Below are 16,935 nucleotides of genomic sequence, written 5' to 3'. Positions count from 1 at the left end.
GGACCGGGGTGTGGGGGCGGGGTTGAGCCTCTCCGTTGTTCCGTCGGGCGCCGGGTCGGTGATGCCGAGCTCGAACGCCCGCCGCCGGGCCCCGTTGCCTGCCATTCGCCCGCCCGTCCCATCGACGCGACGTGCGGGGTGCGGCGTGTGAGTTGGGCGCTGCGCAACCCGGAGGTCGGAGGGCGCGACGGTGAGCGCCACGCGCTGCGTGGGTGGCGTAGCGCAGGCGTTGGGCAGACGTTCGGCCTGTGGGTGAGACCCGGCAGCTGTGGCATGAAAGACCCACGCGCAGCAAGGGGTTGTACACGACACGAGTGACAAGAGCGGTAAGAGCAACACCAGGGACATAGGCGCCCTGAGACGCGCGTTTCGGTGTCTGCGACATGCGCGGCGTGAAAGCCCTGAGGGCCGTGGGAGCCGTGGGAAGCATGGGAGTTTCGGGCCATGCAGCGCGTGCGCCGGTGAACCGAGGGCCCCATCCCGCTCGTCCGTCCTTCCGTGGCAAGGTGTTCCGGGCATCGCAAGGGGGCCGCCCGGAGGAGGGGGAACCGTGATCGTCTGGTTGAACGGCGCTTTCAGTGCGGGCAAGACCAGCACCGCGAGGGAACTGACCGGGCTCGTGCCGGAAAGCCATCTCTACGACCCCGAGATCGTCGGCGGGGGGCTGCGTCATCTCCTGCCGCCGGGTCGGGTGGCGGAAGTCGACGACTTCCAGGACCTGCCGATCTGGCGGCGCCTGGTCGCCGACACCGCGGCGGCGCTGCTGGCGGAGGTGGGCGGGATGCTCGTCGTCCCCATGACACTGCTGAGGCAGGAGTACCGGGACGAGATATTCGGGACGCTCGCCGCCCGACGCATCCCCGTGCGGCACATCCTGCTGGATTGCGATGAAACGATACTGCGCAAGCGGATCGACGGCCGGGTGGAAGACCCCGGCGACCCGGTCCGCAGCGAGTCCGTCCGGCAGTGGGCCCGGGACCACGTCGACGCCTACCAGGAGGCGCTGACCTGGCTGCGCGACGACGCGTTCGTCGTGGACACCGGACGGCTCACCCCGCGCGAGGCGGCCGAACGGGTCGCCCAGGCCGTCCGCGACGGCTCCGCCGGACCGTGCCAGATCGTCGAGACGCCCGAGCCGAAGGCCGAGACCCTGGCCGCCGGGGTGCTCCTCTTCGACGAACACGACCGGGTGCTCCTCGTCGACCCCACCTACAAGCCCGGGTGGGAGTTCCCCGGCGGCATAGTCGAACCGGGCGAGGCGCCGGCGCGGGCCGGCATGCGCGAGGTGGCGGAGGAGATCGGCATCGAACTGCCGGATGTGCCGAAACTCTTGGTCGTGGACTGGGAACCGCCCCGGCCGCCCGGTTTCGGCGGCCTCCGCTTCCTCTTCGACGGCGGCCGGCTGACCGAGGCCGAGGCCCGCCGCCTGCTGCTCCCGGGTGCCGAACTGCGCGGCTGGCGTTTCGTCACCGAGACCGAGGCGAGCACCCTCCTGCCGCCCGTCCGCTTCAACCGCTTCCACTGGGCCCTGCGGGCCCGCGAGCGCGGCTGCCCGCTCAACTTGGAGGCGGGCGTGCCGGTGGGGTGTGCATCCTGACGGCTCGTGGGAACGGGCGGTGCGCGACGGCGGCTCCGCGTGCCGCACGTACCCCTCTCCGCCGGGGTGGTTGACGTACCAGGCCGTTCTCCTACTCCGTTCGTCTATTCCGTCCGTCCCGGCCGGCCGCCGATGTGCCGGTGGAACTGCCGCTGCGGCCGGGCGATCCGGATGAACGCCGCCGCTCTGGGCGGGCGTGGCGCGGCCGAGGAGAATCCGGACCGGGGGACGAGCGCTCACGCGTCAGCCCACGCGGGCCCGAGAAAGCCTTCCGCGAGGTGGTCCAAGAACCCAGTCCGGGGTTCGGCGGGCAGGTGCCATGCGGTAATGCGGTGCGTCCGAAGCGGTGTGCGCGAATTCGCCACCTTGGCGGTCGCGCACACCGAGCCTCCGCCGATGTGACGTCATGGGTCGACGTGCTGGTGTGACCGGTGCTCAGGGTGCCCACGGTGGTTGTCGATAGATCGTCCGTCAGCGGTTGGTCGCCGGATTCCCGGTGCTCGAATCGGGGGCGGACGTGCGCTTCCGATCAGTGCCAGGCGTGATTCCGATGCCGTGGTGTCCGGCCACGCAGCCCCCGCGAAAACCCGTTGGCGGAACCACGGCGGCCACTGCTACCTTTCCGGTTGCCGTGCAAGAGAGCGAGGAGGTGGTACCCGTGAACGTATCGACATGGGTGCTCCCTTCTGGGGTCACGGTCGGGCGTTAGGTCGTCCGGGAGCGCCGTTCAATGGTGTTTCCGAAAGGCACGACCATGCAATTCACTTCTGAAGAGCGTCTCGACGACGGCGTCCTCGAGCGCGAATTCACCCTCGGCGAGATCCCCGGCATCCTGTGGACGCCCGCACCCGCGCCCACATCCGCACCCACATCCGGGCCCGCGCCCGCACCGGCTCCGCTGATCCTGCTCGGCCCTCCTCCTCTCGGGCTGCGCAGGGCGTACCCCCGCCTTCTGGCCCGAGCCCGGCGCTCCGCGGCGGACGGCTTCGCCACGGCCACCATCGAGCTCCCCGGACGCGGCGACCGACCCCGTTGGCCCGCCGCCGAGCAGGCCCTCGCCGACCTGCGCCGGGCCATGGAGGCCGGGGAGCCGGTCGGCGACGAGATCATCGACGCCCTCATCCTCCCCTTGGTCGACAAGGCGGTCCCGGAATGGCAGGCCGCCCTGGACGCCCTCCTGTCTCTGCCCGAGATCGGCGGCCCGGTCGGGTACTCAGGGGGAGTGATCTCCATCGGGACCCGGCTGGCGGTGGTCGAGCCGCGCATCTCGGCCGCTGTCCTGTTCGCCGGGAGTTTCGTCCCTCGCGCCATGTTCGAGGAGGCCCGCCAGGTCACCATTCCCCTGCACGTTCTGCTGCAGTGGGACGACGAAGGGAACGACCGGCAGGCGGCCCTGGACCTGTTCGACGCCTTCGGCTCCAAGGAGAAGACGCTGCACGCCAATATGGGCGGGCACACCGGCGTCCCGCAGTTCGCGGGTGACGCCGCGGCCCGGTTCTTCATCCGACACCTGAAGTGACGCCAGGCCGTCAGGCCACCGGCGGACAGTAGCCGTGTCGGCCAGGACATTTGCTCATCCGGAGGCAGGTCCCAGCCCTGCTCGGTCCTCTACGCCACGGGCCCCTGCCGGAACGCTCGGCAGGGGCCCGTGCCACGAAGCCATGAATCGCTCCACGTCTGCGGAGCGTCGAGTGCTGTCCTCCGTGAGGAGTACGGCGTAGTCGGGGCCTTCGCCTCAGGATCCGAGAAGGGCCAGCGCCGTGGGCGTTGCCGTGTGCAGGGCGGTGTTGCGGTGACGGGCCGTTGTGACAAGTCCGGTCGACCGGAGCACGGACGTGTGTTCGCTGGCGCTCGCGGCGGAGATACCGACTCGGCGGGCGATCTCGGTTGTGGTGCAGCCTGTTCTGTCGGCGATCGTCAGCAGTACGGCGGCGCGGGTGTGGCCCAGTAACGCACCCAAGGCGGCCGCCGAGGCGCCCGTCGACGCCCCGTCCGGCCTGGCGCCGGCGGCCTCGCGGTGCGCCGGATACGTGAGGAACGGTTGCGGCTCGGCATGGGGATCGAGCAGCGGAAGTCGGTGACCGTACCACGACGGGATCAGCAGCAGCCCGCGCCCGTCGAGATGGAGATCGATGCGGCGGCTGATGGTCCCGGTGACTTCCAGGACCGGTGGTTTCCAGGTGATGTGGCCCGGTTGCAGCCCCGCCAGTACTCGTTCCATGCCACCGGAGGCGAAGTCCCGTGTCCGCAGCGCCCGGTCGGCCTCCAGGCGGGCCCGGATCCGGGGCCAGTAGGGTGCGAGGGCGTGCTCGTAGACGTGCTGAAGACCATCGAACAGCTGCCTCCGCAGCCGGATGTCGTCGTGAAGGTGTTCGGCCCAGCGCGGTGGTCTCTGCCGCTCCGCGATGAACGCCATCTGCTCGTCCATCACCTTCCCCGGCGTCGCGCGTGCCAGCTCCAGCGCCTCCCGCGCGTCGCCCGAGGCGCAGAAGGGGTGCAGGAACCTTGGCGCCCACCCGCGCGGTGGATTGAGCTCCAGCACCATGCCGGCCCGGCTCGCGTCCAGCCGGCCGCCCACCTCACGCTGCCATGTCCTCATGACCGGCCCGCCGCACGTCTCCTGGAGCATCCGCGCCGCGATCGTCACCTCAAGTAGCGGATGCGGGGTGTCGGCTATGCGCGTGCGCGCCAAGTCCTGTGCGGTGAAGTGAATCCGGTGCTTGATCATCCTGCGTCCGCCTCCCCGTGGCGCGCGTACAGCCGGTACGGGCGAACCTTACGAATGGCTGCTGTTTCGGCTGAGACCGAAACAGGACGACGTGAACGACCGGGCACCTGCAAGCTGACCCAGCACGGAGGACACACGGGCACCGCCCGCATCGGCGGCGGTGTGTCGCCGCGATCCGAGAACGAAGGGGGTAGAACCACCATGACCCGTATGCGCAAGCTCGCCTTGGCCGCAGCCGCGGTGGGAGCAGTCGGTCTGCCGATGACCACGGCCACGACGGCGCGGGCGGACGTTCCTTCCGTGGAGGTCGCCGTCTCCACGTACTACTCGGACTGGGTCCGTATCTGTGGCTGGAATCAGTACGACAACAAGGTCTGCTACAACCACCTGGACACACCCGGGTCCGGCTACACCAAGCTGAGCAAGTGGTGGTGGCAGAAGGACAGCACCGTCACGATCACCGGCACCAACAGCAACACCGGCACGGTGCGCACGATGTCCTGTTACATCCCCAAGAGCACCGGCAACCCGTACTACTGCGACGGCCGGAGCGGCAAGAAGCTGTAACGCTCTCAAGAACCTCGCTCCGGCGGAGCACCCGTCATGGGCGACGACGGGTGCTCACCCTCGGCCGGCCGCTGCGGCGGCCGGCCGAGCAGGTCCGTGGCCGGGCGCCGGCCACCCACGCACTCGGGCGATCATGCGGCACCGCCCCACCACGCCGCCCCATCACGCCGCATCACGGGCGGCGAAGGCGGCGTTGACCAGCCGCACCAACGAGCCGACGTCGATATCGCGGAGGCCCGGCCCGGGGGAGCGCTTCAGTGCGAGCGCGGACGCTCGCTCCGGTAGGACCGGACCGCGGCCCAGCTTTTCGGTGAACCGCGATACAGCTGTCTCGCGTCTCGCGTTACCTACTGGTTTCCGGCTTGCTCGGGGTGGTCAGCTGACCGGCCGGCTGTAGCGCGCCACGAAGCCGCGTTCCGCCTCGGAGAGACGGCGGGGTCGGCCGGTGGTGAGGTTGTAGGCGACGATCGTGGTCGTCGCCTCGGCATACAGGTGATCATCGTCGCGCATCTCATAGGCGAGTTCGAAGGTGGCCGCGGTGCTCTCCGTGACCCAGACGTGTACGTCGACGGGCTCGTCCCGGTAGTCCAGGGGCACTCGGTAGTCCACAACGACGCGGGCGAGGACGAACGCGTTCCGGCGACGGCCCTCCTCATCAGTGGCCGGCACCTCCCGGAACATCCTCGTGCGCGCCTCCTCCATGAACCGGAGGAAGAGAGCGTTGTTGACGTGGCCGTTGGCATCGGCGTCAGCCCACCTCAGCGGGCAGGAGTAGGTGTACCTATTCACAGGGGCTCGTTTCCCGAAGGTTCGAACAGCGGCAGGAAAGCGATCACGCTGACTCTGAGCCTGACCTGATGCCGAACAGCACCAGGCCACGCCTCGGGCCGAACCCGTCGGCCTCGTTTTGGAGTTCGGGTACGGCGTCGTGCCCGCCCAACTCACCATGTATCCCGCTCAGCATGCGCTGCTCCTCGTCGAATTCGGCGGAGAGCAGCCCAATTCGGGATTCGGCGGCTTCGGGGGAAGCCGGCAGTGCGATCCGGGTCAGCTGCCCCTTTCCTGTTTGACGCGATGAATGAACGTTTCCATGGGTCTCACCCGGCCGGGCGGGGCGGGGGCCCGCCCCCCCATGAGGGTCCCGATCGCGGGCCAGGCGGGGGTGGGACAACCGTCCCCGCACACGGGCGGCGAGATCGCGCACGCACCGTCCAGCCTGGCACCGCTTCCGGCTCCACGCGGACGGTGTCAGACCGCGCAGGGCGGCCGCCGGCGCGGCGCCTTCGGGCGCGGACAACGAACGGGCGCCGATCGGGGTGCCGAGTCAGGCAGGGCTCTGCACCGCACAGGGTGGGAACCCCACGTTCCGCAGCGTGGTGATTCGGCTGCCTTCTGGCCACCACACAACGGAATCCCGGGGTTCCTGTGTCACGGGCCGGACTCCGTTCTCGGTCTTGACTCTGGCTTGATCTCGACCCGGACCGACCAGGACCCGATCCGACCACCACCCCCAGGCCGAGGCCAGGGTCCCGGGCCCCGGCCCTGGCCCCCAGCCCCTCAGTGTTCGAGCACGGTGAGGTCCAGTGCGGCAAGCCGTTCCCGGTCGGTGAGGATGTCGAGGGCGACGATCCGGTCCTCCACGACGGTGAAGGCCATGACGGAGAACGGCGCCCCGCGCAGCATGGCGATGACCCCGGCCGCACCGTTGACGAGCGCCGGCCTCGCCGCTTCCGCCACGCGGGCGAACCGCGACGCCCGCCGCGCGACGGCCTCCGCGCCCCGCACGACGCTGAACGCACGCGAGGGACCGCTGTCGGACCGCGCCACCACGTCCGGGTCCAGCAGGTTCACGAGCGCCTCGAGGTCGCCGCCGCGCGCTGCGGCGAGGAAGGCGTCGACGACCCGCCGCTGCCGGCTGATGTCCGGGTCCGGTGCGGGGGCCGCACCCTGCACCCGCCGGCGGGCGCGGCTGGCGAGCTGCCGGGCGGCGGCCGGGGTGCGGCCGACGACCGGGCCGATCTCGTCGAAGGGCACGGCGAACATGTCGTGCAGGACGAAGGCGAGCCGCTCCGCCGGAGCCAGCGACTCAAGCACCACCAGCAACGCCAGCCCCAGCGAGTCCGCCAGCAGCGCTTCCTGCTCCGGATCGACGCCGTCCACCCCGCTGACGACCGGGTCGGGCAGGCGTAGCCGCTCCTCCATCGGTTCCTCGCGCCGAGCGGTACGGCTGCGCAGCATGTCGAGACAGACCCGTCCGACGACGGTCGTCAGCCACCCGCCGAGGTTCCCGACCTCACCGGCGTCCACCCGGCTCAGCCGCAGCCACGCTTCCTGCACCGCGTCGTCGGCCTCGGCGAGTGACCCCAGCATTCGGTAGGCGACTGCCCTCAGGTGCGACCTGTGCTCCTCGAAGCGTCGTGCCAGGAACTCGGTGTCGTTCGCGCTGTCCATTCCTCGCCGTTCTGTTCATGACGTGCCGCACGCTTACGCTCCGCGCATCGCCTGGTTGCCCGTTCGGAACACTGACGTATGGGACGGCCTGGGTGTGACAGCGGTGGAGTGAACGTGTGCATGATCATATGCGCCCGGCCACACCGAGACCGCCGACCGACTCCGTACCGGAAACCGGCCCTGCGGGTCGTCTGCGGGTCATCCGTCCGCAAGGCAGCTTCCCGTCCGCCTCCACGGGCAGCGGCTTCGCCGCCGCTTAGCGCCCGGGGACCGGGGGCCCTGGCACCTTGGGCCCCGAGGAGCAGGAGCACTCCTTCTTCGGTCTTCTTTCTCTTCCTTCGGTCTCTTCGGCGACGCCCCGCTGGGCCTGCTCCCGGAGGACGACCCGGGCGAGGCGGAGTCCGACGATGCCGGGGCCTTCGACGAGGGCCAGGAGTGCTTACGAGTAAGGGCATGCGGAGGCCCGGCCCGGTCGCCTTCACCGACGTCAAGGACATCCGGATGAGCGATGCTGCGTGTCCGACCTACGCCGTCCGACGCCGAGCCGTACGAGCCGTGCGGCCATACATAACTAGGTGACGTGAGAGTCGTAAGAGGGCGGGAGTACCCCACGATATCGTCACGGGGAGGGGCGGGCCGGGTGCGCTGACATTCCCGCTGTATGAGTGAGGCGTTGTATGAACGAGACAGGACGTGACCGGCAGATCCGCCTCGTCCGCGCAAGTGGGCTCACGCTGTTGCCCCATCCGCGGCCGCCGGTGGCCGGCTTGCCGGCACCTTGGGAGGTGTGGGCAGCCGTCGTCAGTGTCACCGCCGAGCCGAAGGCAAAGGTCGCTCATGGCGCGACGGACGCCCTCCGCGAGGTCGACCGTCAGTGGTACCGGTGTGCGTCGGCCGCGTCGGTCTTCACGGCCAAGGGCGCGTTCCTCGTTCATGTGGCCGGCACAGGCAGCCTGGACGTCGGGTGGACACCGGTGAGGTGGAGCGAGGGAGCCGGGCCGACGGCGCACCTTCAGTACGACGGTGATCCGGAATTCGTCGCTCTTTCCGAGGACGGCCGTCACGCCTGCGCGGTGACCACCGAGGAATACGACTACTGGGTCGTCGATCACCACTTCGCTTAGTGGTCGGCTCCGGAAGTTCTTCGGGGGTGATCATGTTGTCAGCGCGAGGGAGGGTTGTTCTGGGTGATCGGCGGTGTGCCGGTTGAGCCTGGCCGGCAGATCGTCCGGGTCGGAGGTGGTGGACTTCCACTGGAATGGCTGTGCCGAGGCGCTGTAGTGGCTCTTGAGTTCCGGAGCCGGTCCCTGACTTGGGCCAGGTCGGTGAAGCTGTTGGGCGTGACGGCTTTGCGCCGGACGACGGAGAAGTAGATCTCCACTTGGTTCAGCCAGGAGGCGTGGACGGGCGTGTGGACCATGACGGCGTTCGGGAACATCGCGGCCGACCGGGCGGTGACCTTCTGTGCACGGTGGGAGGAGCCGTTGTCGGTGATCCAGAACATGCGTTCCGCACGGGCATAGGGCTCGCAACCGGCGTAGGGCTCGCGGGTCATGACCTGCTCGACGGGGTTCGTGAACGGCGCGATGCCGGTGGTTGCCTAGCAGCGGCCGAATACCTTCGCCCGATGGACGCCGTAGGCGGAGACGTAGGAGGCGGAGACGTAGGCCACGGCCCCGCCGCGCCGGTGGATGTGGTTGCCCCGCATCGCTCTGGCCTGGCCAGGGACGAGAGTGGGGTGGCAGCGGCAGCGGGCCTGGACCGAGGTCTTCTCGTCGGTGCTGATGACGTGTTCGTCGTCGCCCAGCGCGATGCTCTCGAAGGTGCGGGCATACAGATCAAGGACGTGCTGGGTCTTGGGGCGGAAGCGCGGGCCGGTGATGAAGATCCAGGACTGGTGCTGCCACGGCTTGGGGGTGTCTTGGGCCGGTCAGCGGCGCACGGTGGTGGTCGAGAGGGGGGCGCGAGCCCCGGGCGACGGTCTCCCGGGCCGGTTCCGGGCACGACCAGCGCGTCGGCGACATTCCGCTCTCGGCGGGGAGCCGGCAGGCCAGTGCTTTGGTCTCGGTGGCCTGCATCGGGGCGAACGAGGCCGGGCCGCCGCAGCGTTCGCGGGCTCGACGCCGGCAGTCCCGCCTGGCGAACCGGCCCCGTCGGCGGCGCACGATGTCGATGCGCAGCCCGGTCTCCCGCGCAATACGCGCGTTGGAGCGTCCGCGCGCGGCTTGCAGGACGACGACCAAGGCGCGCATCCGTAGCCGGTGTTCGAGCCGGTGGCCGTAGGGGATCTCTTCAACCGCGCACGCTCGGCGCCGCTCGGGGATATGGGACAGACCGAGGCAACGTGCATGGCGGACCGGTCACCAAGTGGCTGAGGATCAGGCCTAGTCTGCCCCGCCCGCCGCCCGGCGGGCCCACCACATCCCTGCGGGCACCGGTCAGGCAGGATGACCGCTGTGCCCGTTGCCGCGGCCTCCACCCGCAGATTCGAAGCAGCGGTGTCATGAATGAGGGCCGGGGCCACTGCGGGCGAGACGACAGGAGACATGATGCAGCGCATCGGGATCATCGGCGTGGGCGAAATCGCCCGCGCGATCGTGGACGGCCTGTGTGACGGCATCGAGGAGCCGCCCGAGATCTACCTCTCGCCACGAGGCGCCCGTACCGCCGCCGATCTGTCCCAGCGGTATCCGAACGTGCGGGTATGCAACGACAACCAGGACGTGGTGAACCACTGCGCGTTGGTGATCCTCGCCGTCCGCCCCCAGGACCGCGACGAGGCCCTCGCCGGGCTCCAGGTCGGCGGCGACCAGGTCGTGGTCAGCGTCATGACCGGCGTTGCCATCAGTGAGCTGCGCCGAACTCTCGGCGCCGGCGCCCCCGTGGTGCGCGCCATCCCGCTGCCCGCCGCGCGCGAGCGCCAGTCCGTCACCGTGACCTGCCCCTCCCACCCGGCCGTGGATGACCTCTTCGGCCGCCTCGGCGGGACGCTCCCCGTCGCGGACGAAGCGACCCTCAACGCTTACCAAGCCCTGACGGCCACACTGACCACCCACTACTGGTACCTCGCCACACTCACCGCCTGGGCAGCCCGCCATGGCATTCCCGCCGAGGACGCGGACCGCTACGTTCGCGGCCTCTTCCAGGGCGTCGGGCGCGCCTTGAGCGACGAGACCCGCTCCCTGCAGCAGCTCGCGGCCGACCATGAGACACCGAAAGGAGCCAACGAACGCATCCGCACCACGTGGTTCGACACCACCAACTCCGACGCTCTGCAGAAGGCACTTGACGCGCTTCTTTCCGACCTCAAGTAGTCAAGCGGGATGTGGCCGTGCAGCTTGTTCTAGTGGAGGTCGTAGGCAGCGAACAAGTGCCTGTCCCCGTCCCGTCCCGGGGCGGGTGTGGGTGCCCGCCTGCGGGGCCTGGGCCGGTGGCCGGGATCTTTATGCGGCCTTCCGCGCTGGGCCCACTGCCGGCCGGGATGGGTCCGGAGGATGAGCGGGCGGAACTCGTCCAGGCAGAAAGCCACCTTCGGTTCTCCGTCCTCGGGTATGACCTCGTCGTCGGCGATCGCGTGGAGGTGCTCGACGCGGGCTTTCCCGGCCGCATAGTCGGGATCGCGGGAGGTCCTCCGGGTCTTCATGCGTCGAAACGACACGCCCCCTTGCGGAGCAGGACCCGAAGGCCCTCGTGGCTGATGTCGTCGAACACCCCCTCGGCAACCGGAGAGTCGGCCGGCTTGGCCGGGCTGGACTTGGCGGTCTTCTTTATTTCACGTCGCCCGGACAAGGCGAATGTCCTTGGCCGACCGCCCCTGTACATCGGGTAATAGAGGGAGCGGCCGAAGCCGTCGGCATTGAAGTCGTGAATCACCCTCCCGGACCCGATCCACTCTGGTGAACGTCACCTCGGCGATCTTCGCCACGTCCATGCCTGGGCGGACGGCAGCACCATCGGCGCCCGCCGCCACGCCACCACCGACCCGCTGCTCCGGGGGTGATCCGCAGCAACTGCTGCCCCTCGTCGTCATCGATCTCGCGGACGCGTACTCGCTCAGCCACCAGCACAGCTGTCTGCCGCGCGCTGCCGGCGAGTGTTCATTGCGTCGGCGTGCCGATGCGCAGCCGGTTGCCGTCAGGGTCGCGCAGCTCGATCTCACGCGCCCACGGAGCGTCATTCGCTCGCACGCCGAATTCCGAAGCGATGGTCTCGACGTCAAGAACGCGGAGGTAGACAAGCGTGTCGGGGCGAGCATCTCCCTTGTGCTCCGACAAGAACAACCGCACCCCGCCCCGGGCGACCTCGACGAACGCGGGAAGTCCCGGTTCAAAACGGTGTTCCCACTGCTTGGTGAAACCCAGCCGCTCGTACCACCTGACCGCCGCCGCGGCGTCCTCGACGCGGAGGATGGGAATGACTTCCTCGTCCATGAGGCCATCGTCGCAGACCGTCAAAGGCAAACGTTGTCTGATGTGACACTAGGGCGTGTCTGACAAATGATCACCTGGTTGCTTCGCGAAGCCAGAGGATCAGCGAGGCCAGAACGACTCCGGCCCGGTAACGGGTGGCGAGTTTGTCGAACCTGGTCGCGATCGCACGGAACTGCTTGAGGCGGGCGAAGCATCGTTCGACCACGTTGCGATCGCGGTAGATCTCCTTATCGAAGGCGGGTGGGCGGCCGCCGCGGGTTCCACGTCGCAGGCGGTTGGCCACCTGGTCGCGGCGTTCGGGGATCGTGGCAACGATGCCCCGGCGCCGCAGCAGGTGGCGTATCGCCCGGCTGGAATATGCCTTGTCGCCCAGCACCCGCGTCGGTGTCGTGCGAGGTCGGCCCGTAACGGCGCGCGGGATGCGGATGCTGTCGAGGGCCTGGCCGAAGGCGGTGGCGTCGTTGACGTTGCCGGGTGTGAGGGTGATGGACAGTGGGAGGCCGCGGCCGTCGACGGCGAGATGAACTTTGGTGGTCAGCCCGCCCCGGGATCGGCCGAGGGCCTGGCGCGCCTGCGAGTGGCCCGGATCTTCCGGTTCGTCCCCGCACGCGGCCCCTTTTTACGGGCGCCGGCCGCGTGCTGGTGAGCTCGGTTGATCGTGGAGTCGACAGCGACGGTCCACTCCACCCGGCCCATTGCGTCGTCGCGGACCTGGACGTGTTCCAGTAGCTTCGCCCAGGTCCCGTCCGCTTCCCAGCGGGCGAACCGCTCGTAGACGGTCTGCCAGGGGCCGTACCGCTCGGGCAGATCGCGCCACGGAGCCCCGGTCCGCAGCCGCCACAGCACCTCGTTGACCACCTGCCGGTGATCACGCCACGGACGACCGTGTCCGCCCACCCGCGGCAACAAGGGCTCTATTCGCTCCCACGCCGCATCCGTCAGCTCACCTCGACCTGCCACAAGATCAATGATCAGACCGGCTATAGAGTCCCGCCTGTGGCGAATCATCAAGACGAGACCAGGGCGGCCTACGACGGAGTCGTCGAGCTGTACGCATCACTGTTCGCGGACCGGCTGGAGACACAACCGTTTGCCCGGGCCATGATCGGCACCTTCGCCGAACTGGTTCGCGCGACAGGCAACCTGCAGACAGCGGACGTCGGGTGCGGGCCCGGACATCTGACGGCCATGCTGCACGAACTGGGCCTGGACGCCTTCGGACTCGACCTCTCCCCTGGCATGGTCGATCACGCCCGGCGGGCCCATCCGGCACTGCGCTTCCAGGAGGCGCGGATGGAGTCCCTACCGATCGAAGACGGCGCACTCGGCGGCATACTGGCCCACTACTCGATGATCCACACGCCTCCGGGAGAACTCCCGAAGCTGCTCGCCGAGCAGGGACGCGTCCTGGCTCCGGGTGGCCTGCTTCTGGTCTCCTTCTTCGGGACCGACGGACCGGAGCCGGTCCAGTTCGACCACAAGGTGACACCTGCCTACAGCTGGCCGGCGGACCGCCTCGCCGAACTGCTTGCCGATGCCGGGCTTGTTCCCTTCGCCCGGCTGCTCCACGATCCGGCCTCTGAACGGGGTTTCCTCGACTCCCACCTGCTGGCCCGCCGTTCGTAGGTCCTGCCCGGCAATGCCCGCCGGGTGGTCGCTCCGGGCTGCCGGCCAGGCGGGCGCTCGCTGATCCGACGGAGATTGTCAGACAGGCCCTAGGGCTAATTCGGCGAGTTGGAACGCGACGGCATCTTCGAGCGGCTCAACGCTCTGCTGTGGCGACGTGTCCGCGAGGGGGGAGCCGCAGCAGAGCGTGAAGACCTGGGCCAACGCCCCAGCCTGCGGTTGCCGGGGGAACTGGACTGCTCCAACCACACCCAGCCGGCTGCCTCGCCCACGATGCGGGCATCAGCGGCCGTAGGACCAGGCCAGGCATGGCACCACTCCCGGCCTGCCGGCCGGCCACCATCAGCCGCGCCACGCCACGGCGCGTAGGTCGCTCGCCGACCGCTCCAGCACGAGAACTGCTGAGGATGCGAGGCAGTTCGCCTCGTCGCGATGGCGGGTCGGCGTCGTCCTTCGAAGGAGGGACCGGACGCGATCCGCGATACACCCCGTGCGGTCAATCGCAGCTTGCTTCGCGGGAGTTCCAGCAGCCACTTCGTCACAAGTAGTGCCACGGGCATGCCGCTGAAGTTGCACGCGATAGTGTCATCTGCGCCGACGCTGAGCCTCGCAAAGCGGTCGCCACTCACCTGGCGTCATACGGTCACACCCACCGCAGGCGACGATTGACGGACCTCCGCTGTCGGCGCTGCGCGCCTGCGCGGCCGAACAGCGAGAGCCTGTTGCCGTAGATGGCGCGTTCTGACCGGCCCGGTTCGCCGGCAGCGTGAGGGGGATCGCAGGGATCGTGAGACCCCAGCCGATGTCAAGACCGGCGTACGCACCCAGTCGGTGCACACTCAGGACATCCTCCGCCGACAAGACCGCGAGGGTCCCACCGCCAGGCTCCCTCAGATGTCAACGCCCAGCAGGGGAACGGAAATACTTGCGTGCCCTCGCCGCAGCACACGGTATCGTCCCGCGCCGGGAGGTGCCGCTGTGTTGACGCTGAGCGAGAGTCTGGCCGCCTTATATACGCGAGAGGCCGACCCGTTGGAGGTCGTAGGGGCTTTTCGGCGGGCGGCGGTTCTTGTGCCGCTTGATGAGGGGGGTGGGTTGTGGACGGCGCGTTTTGAGGGGGTGTGGTGGATTCACGCTTTCTGTGATGAGCCGGGTTTGGCCTGGTTTGTGACGGGGCGGGCTGACGCGTGTGGCGTGGCGGTTCGGCCGGGGGAGGCGGCGGTGGACTACGTCGCCGTTCGGGGGGCTCGTCTTTTGGATGTGGTGATACCGGCGGTCGGGGAGCCGGCGGGAGTTGCCCTGGATGTAGGGAGCGAGGCGCCGTTCTTCCTGCCGCCTGTGGTGGGTGTGGTGCCGGACGCGGTGGCGGTCGGGGGTATCGCCGGAGGGGGAGTGTGAGCGCGATGAGTAGTGGTGGGGCCGATCTGGTGGCGGATCGTGAGGCGTTGGGGCAGATTGCCCAGGGTCTGACGGCTGTCCTCGCGGAGTTGAAGGAGCTGGGGATGGTCGGGGAGTCGGCGGCGGGCCGGGGTTTTTCCGACATCAAGCTGAATGGTATGCAGACGGGCCATGACGGTCTGACCGGCGCACTGAAGTCCTTTTGCGAGCGCTGGGAGTGGGGCGTGCGGTCGTTGGTCCATGACGGGAACGAGTTCGCCCGCAGGGTGGGGTTGGCCGCGGGCAGTTACTACGAGCAGGACCAGTACATCAAGGGCACGCTCAAGGTCGGCGTTGCCGCGTTCGGTGCGGATCCGACGCTCTCCGATGAGCAGGTCGAGAAGATGTCGATGGAGGAGATCGCGGATCACGGGAACTTCGCGCACGTGGATTACAGCAAGAAGTCCTTCGAGAACTCCTTTGACCATTCGGTGCGTACCTCTATGGATGTGGCGCAGGACAGCCTTGCCACCGGCCGCAGGAACATGAAGGTCATGAAGCGCGTCGCCGGTGAGGGTGAGCTGGGATGAGTTTCCTGGGGGACTTGGGCCATGGTCTGAAGAAGCGTGTCGACCAGGTCGGAGAGAAGGCCGAGGGGGTGTGGAACGAGGGTAAGAAGCAGGTCGGCAAGGGCGTCAGGTTCGTCTCCCACGAGGTGGGTGACGGCCTGGACTCGCTGGGCATGCACGGCTTGGCCGACGACGTGGACGATTTCGGTGACAACTTCGCCTCCCGCATGGGCGCCCACGTCAGCGAACAGCAACTCGGCGAGACCGAGGAGGCGAATGAGCTGATTCACGGCAGCCCCGCCAAAATCCGGTCCTCTGCCTCCCACTTGTCCGACTTCGCGGCAGCGTTCGCACGGGTACGGGACGGGATGTCCCGGCTGGACTCCGACCACTGGAAGGGCCAAGGCGCGGACGCTTTCCGGGAGAAGTTCGCGATGCACCCCGCCCAGTGGGGTCACGCGGCGAAAGCGTGCGAGGACGCGGCCAAGGCCCTGACCCGCTACGAGGAGACCGTCACCTGGGCCCAGGGAAAGGCCAAGGAGGCCGTCGCCCTCTACAAGGAAGGAAAACGGGAGCGGAAAGAGGCGCTGGACGCCTACAAGGCGCAGGTTGAGTCCTACGACAAGGCTGCCGAGGAATACAACGCGAAGCTGGACGACGGCAAGGACCCAGGACCCCGCCCGACGCCGCCGGGCGCCTGCCCGAATGCCGGTGCCGAGAAGATGCAGCACGCCCAGGAGCTGCTGACCGGTGCCCGTACCCAGCGCAACAGCGCGGCGGAGGCCGCGGCGACAGCGGTCAACGCGGCCTTGGCCCACGCTCCGCAGAAGCCGGCGTTCACCGATCGCGTGGGCATGAACATCGACGACTTCGAGTCGGCGGCCGCCACCGAACTGACCCATGTCGCGGGAGGTTTCACCAAGGGCGCGGCCGACACGGTGAAGTTCGTCCGCACCGTTTTGCCTGTCGATCCGTACAACGTCACTCACCCGGCGCAGTACCTGGACCACATGACCAACATGGGGGCCGGGATCATGACCCTGGCCAACCATCCCGAACGGATACCCTCGACGCTGCTGGGCACGGGTTGGGGGAAGGACCCCTCGGAGGCCGCGGGGCGGCTGGGCTTCGACGCCCTGACCACGATTGCCAGCGGCGGCACCAGCCTGGGCGGGGTGGCCGCCCGGCGCGTGGCGGTGAACGTGGCCAAGCACGGTGCGGAGGAGGCGGCCGCCCGAGGAGCCAAGAGGCTCGGCAAAGGCGCCGAACGCGAGGCGGGCGCGGCGCGCGGACAGGCGGACGCCGAACCCCACGACCTCAAGAAGGCGGACAAGGACCGCGAGTGCGGCGGTGACCCGATCGACCTGGCCTCGGGATACATGTTCCTGGCCCAGACCGATGTCATCCTGCCCGGCGCGCTCCCGCTGACCTTCACCCGAAGGGTGGGCTCCGGATACCGGTCCGGGCACTGGTTCGGTCCGTCTTGGTCCAGCACGGTCGACCAGCGGCTGGAGATCGACGCCAAGGGCGTGGTGTTCGTCGGCGAGGACGGCATGATCCTCTCCTACCCCCACCCCGCCCCCGGCGTCC

Annotated in this window: 14 protein-coding genes and 1 pseudogene; 8 read left to right on the top strand and 7 right to left on the bottom strand. The window is 68.9% G+C overall.

Translation table 11 applies throughout. The features are described from left to right. Positions 1-550: 550 nt before the first annotated feature. Together ACSNOK_RS18555 and ACSNOK_RS18550 are read left to right on the top strand one after the other, a co-directional pair. Positions 551-1,597, top strand: coding sequence for an NUDIX domain-containing protein (locus tag ACSNOK_RS18555; RefSeq protein ID WP_436781823.1), 1,047 nt, complete (start codon positions 551-553; stop codon positions 1,595-1,597). A 754-nt stretch (positions 1,598-2,351) separates the two neighbouring features. Then, positions 2,352-3,116 carry an alpha/beta hydrolase gene (locus tag ACSNOK_RS18550; protein ID WP_436781822.1) on the top strand — a complete coding sequence of 255 codons (765 nt, stop codon included), beginning with the start codon at positions 2,352-2,354 and terminating at the stop codon, positions 3,114-3,116. A gap of 216 nt (positions 3,117-3,332) precedes the next feature. Here ACSNOK_RS18550 and ACSNOK_RS18545 read toward each other — a convergent pair whose 3' ends face one another. Next, positions 3,333-4,325, bottom strand: a complete 993-nt coding sequence (locus ACSNOK_RS18545) for a winged helix-turn-helix domain-containing protein (RefSeq protein WP_436781821.1) — start codon at positions 4,323-4,325, stop codon at positions 3,333-3,335. 210 nt (positions 4,326-4,535) lie between these two features. On the opposite strand from ACSNOK_RS18545, the gene ACSNOK_RS18540 reads away from it, so the two are divergent. Further along, on the top strand, positions 4,536-4,892 hold the full coding sequence (locus ACSNOK_RS18540) for a hypothetical protein (RefSeq protein WP_436781820.1): 357 nt from the start codon (positions 4,536-4,538) through the stop codon (positions 4,890-4,892). Positions 4,893-5,267: 375 nt separating this feature from the next. Here ACSNOK_RS18540 and ACSNOK_RS18535 read toward each other — a convergent pair whose 3' ends face one another. Beyond that, entirely contained in the window at positions 5,268-5,681 is a 414-nt protein-coding gene (locus ACSNOK_RS18535; protein ID WP_436781819.1) for an acyl-CoA thioesterase, read from the bottom strand. Positions 5,682-6,449: 768 nt separating this feature from the next. Continuing rightward, a complete protein-coding gene (locus tag ACSNOK_RS18530; protein WP_436781818.1) occupies positions 6,450-7,343 on the bottom strand; it encodes a sigma-70 family RNA polymerase sigma factor in 894 nt (297 codons plus the stop codon). 767 nt (positions 7,344-8,110) lie between these two features. On the opposite strand from ACSNOK_RS18530, the gene ACSNOK_RS18525 reads away from it, so the two are divergent. Next, entirely contained in the window at positions 8,111-8,467 is a 357-nt protein-coding gene (locus tag ACSNOK_RS18525; protein WP_436781817.1) for a hypothetical protein, read from the top strand. A gap of 38 nt (positions 8,468-8,505) precedes the next feature. On the opposite strand, the gene ACSNOK_RS18520 is transcribed toward ACSNOK_RS18525, so the two are convergent. Next, positions 8,506-8,898, bottom strand: a complete 393-nt coding sequence (locus ACSNOK_RS18520) for a transposase (protein WP_436781816.1) — start codon at positions 8,896-8,898, stop codon at positions 8,506-8,508. Positions 8,899-9,889: 991 nt separating this feature from the next. On the opposite strand from ACSNOK_RS18520, the gene ACSNOK_RS18515 reads away from it, so the two are divergent. After that, entirely contained in the window at positions 9,890-10,657 is a 768-nt protein-coding gene (locus tag ACSNOK_RS18515) for an NAD(P)-binding domain-containing protein (RefSeq protein ID WP_436781815.1), read from the top strand. On the opposite strand, the pseudogene ACSNOK_RS18510 reads toward ACSNOK_RS18515, so the two are convergent. The 3 genes and pseudogenes from ACSNOK_RS18510 to ACSNOK_RS18500 all read right to left on the bottom strand — a co-directional run. Then, positions 10,615-11,404 (bottom strand): annotated as a pseudogene (locus ACSNOK_RS18510) (IS630 family transposase); the annotation flags it as partial. The gene ACSNOK_RS18515 and the pseudogene ACSNOK_RS18510 overlap by 43 nt on opposite strands. 36 nt (positions 11,405-11,440) lie before the next feature. Then, positions 11,441-11,773 (bottom strand): glyoxalase superfamily protein, encoded by a 333-nt coding sequence (locus ACSNOK_RS18505; RefSeq protein ID WP_436781814.1) that lies wholly within the window; start codon positions 11,771-11,773, stop codon positions 11,441-11,443. Positions 11,774-11,843: 70 nt separating this feature from the next. After that, positions 11,844-12,781 (bottom strand): IS5 family transposase gene (locus ACSNOK_RS18500; RefSeq protein ID WP_436781813.1). Its coding sequence is split into 2 segments (ribosomal slippage): positions 11,844-12,385 and positions 12,385-12,781, totalling 939 coding nucleotides; the frame shifts between segments, so codons are not numbered across the junction. On the opposite strand from ACSNOK_RS18500, the gene ACSNOK_RS18495 reads away from it, so the two are divergent. The 3 genes from ACSNOK_RS18495 to ACSNOK_RS18485 all read left to right on the top strand — a co-directional run. Next, positions 12,770-13,399 carry a class I SAM-dependent methyltransferase gene (locus ACSNOK_RS18495; RefSeq protein WP_360024249.1) on the top strand — a complete coding sequence of 210 codons (630 nt, stop codon included), beginning with the start codon at positions 12,770-12,772 and terminating at the stop codon, positions 13,397-13,399. The two genes, ACSNOK_RS18500 and ACSNOK_RS18495, sit on opposite strands and share 12 nt — an antisense overlap. A gap of 1,394 nt (positions 13,400-14,793) precedes the next feature. Continuing rightward, positions 14,794-15,366: a hypothetical protein gene (locus ACSNOK_RS18490; protein WP_436781812.1), complete on the top strand. Its 573-nt coding sequence runs from the start codon at positions 14,794-14,796 to the stop codon at positions 15,364-15,366. Next, positions 15,363-16,935 (top strand): putative T7SS-secreted protein (locus tag ACSNOK_RS18485; protein WP_436781811.1); only part of this gene is annotated, 1,573 nt, incomplete at its 3' end. The genes ACSNOK_RS18490 and ACSNOK_RS18485, both read left to right, overlap by 4 nt.

The organism is Streptomyces sp. URMC 126 (assembly GCF_051386555.1).
In the GTDB taxonomy this organism is placed as follows: Bacteria; Actinomycetota; Actinomycetes; order Streptomycetales; family Streptomycetaceae; genus Streptomyces.
This window is presented reverse-complemented; position numbering and strand designations above follow the sequence as displayed.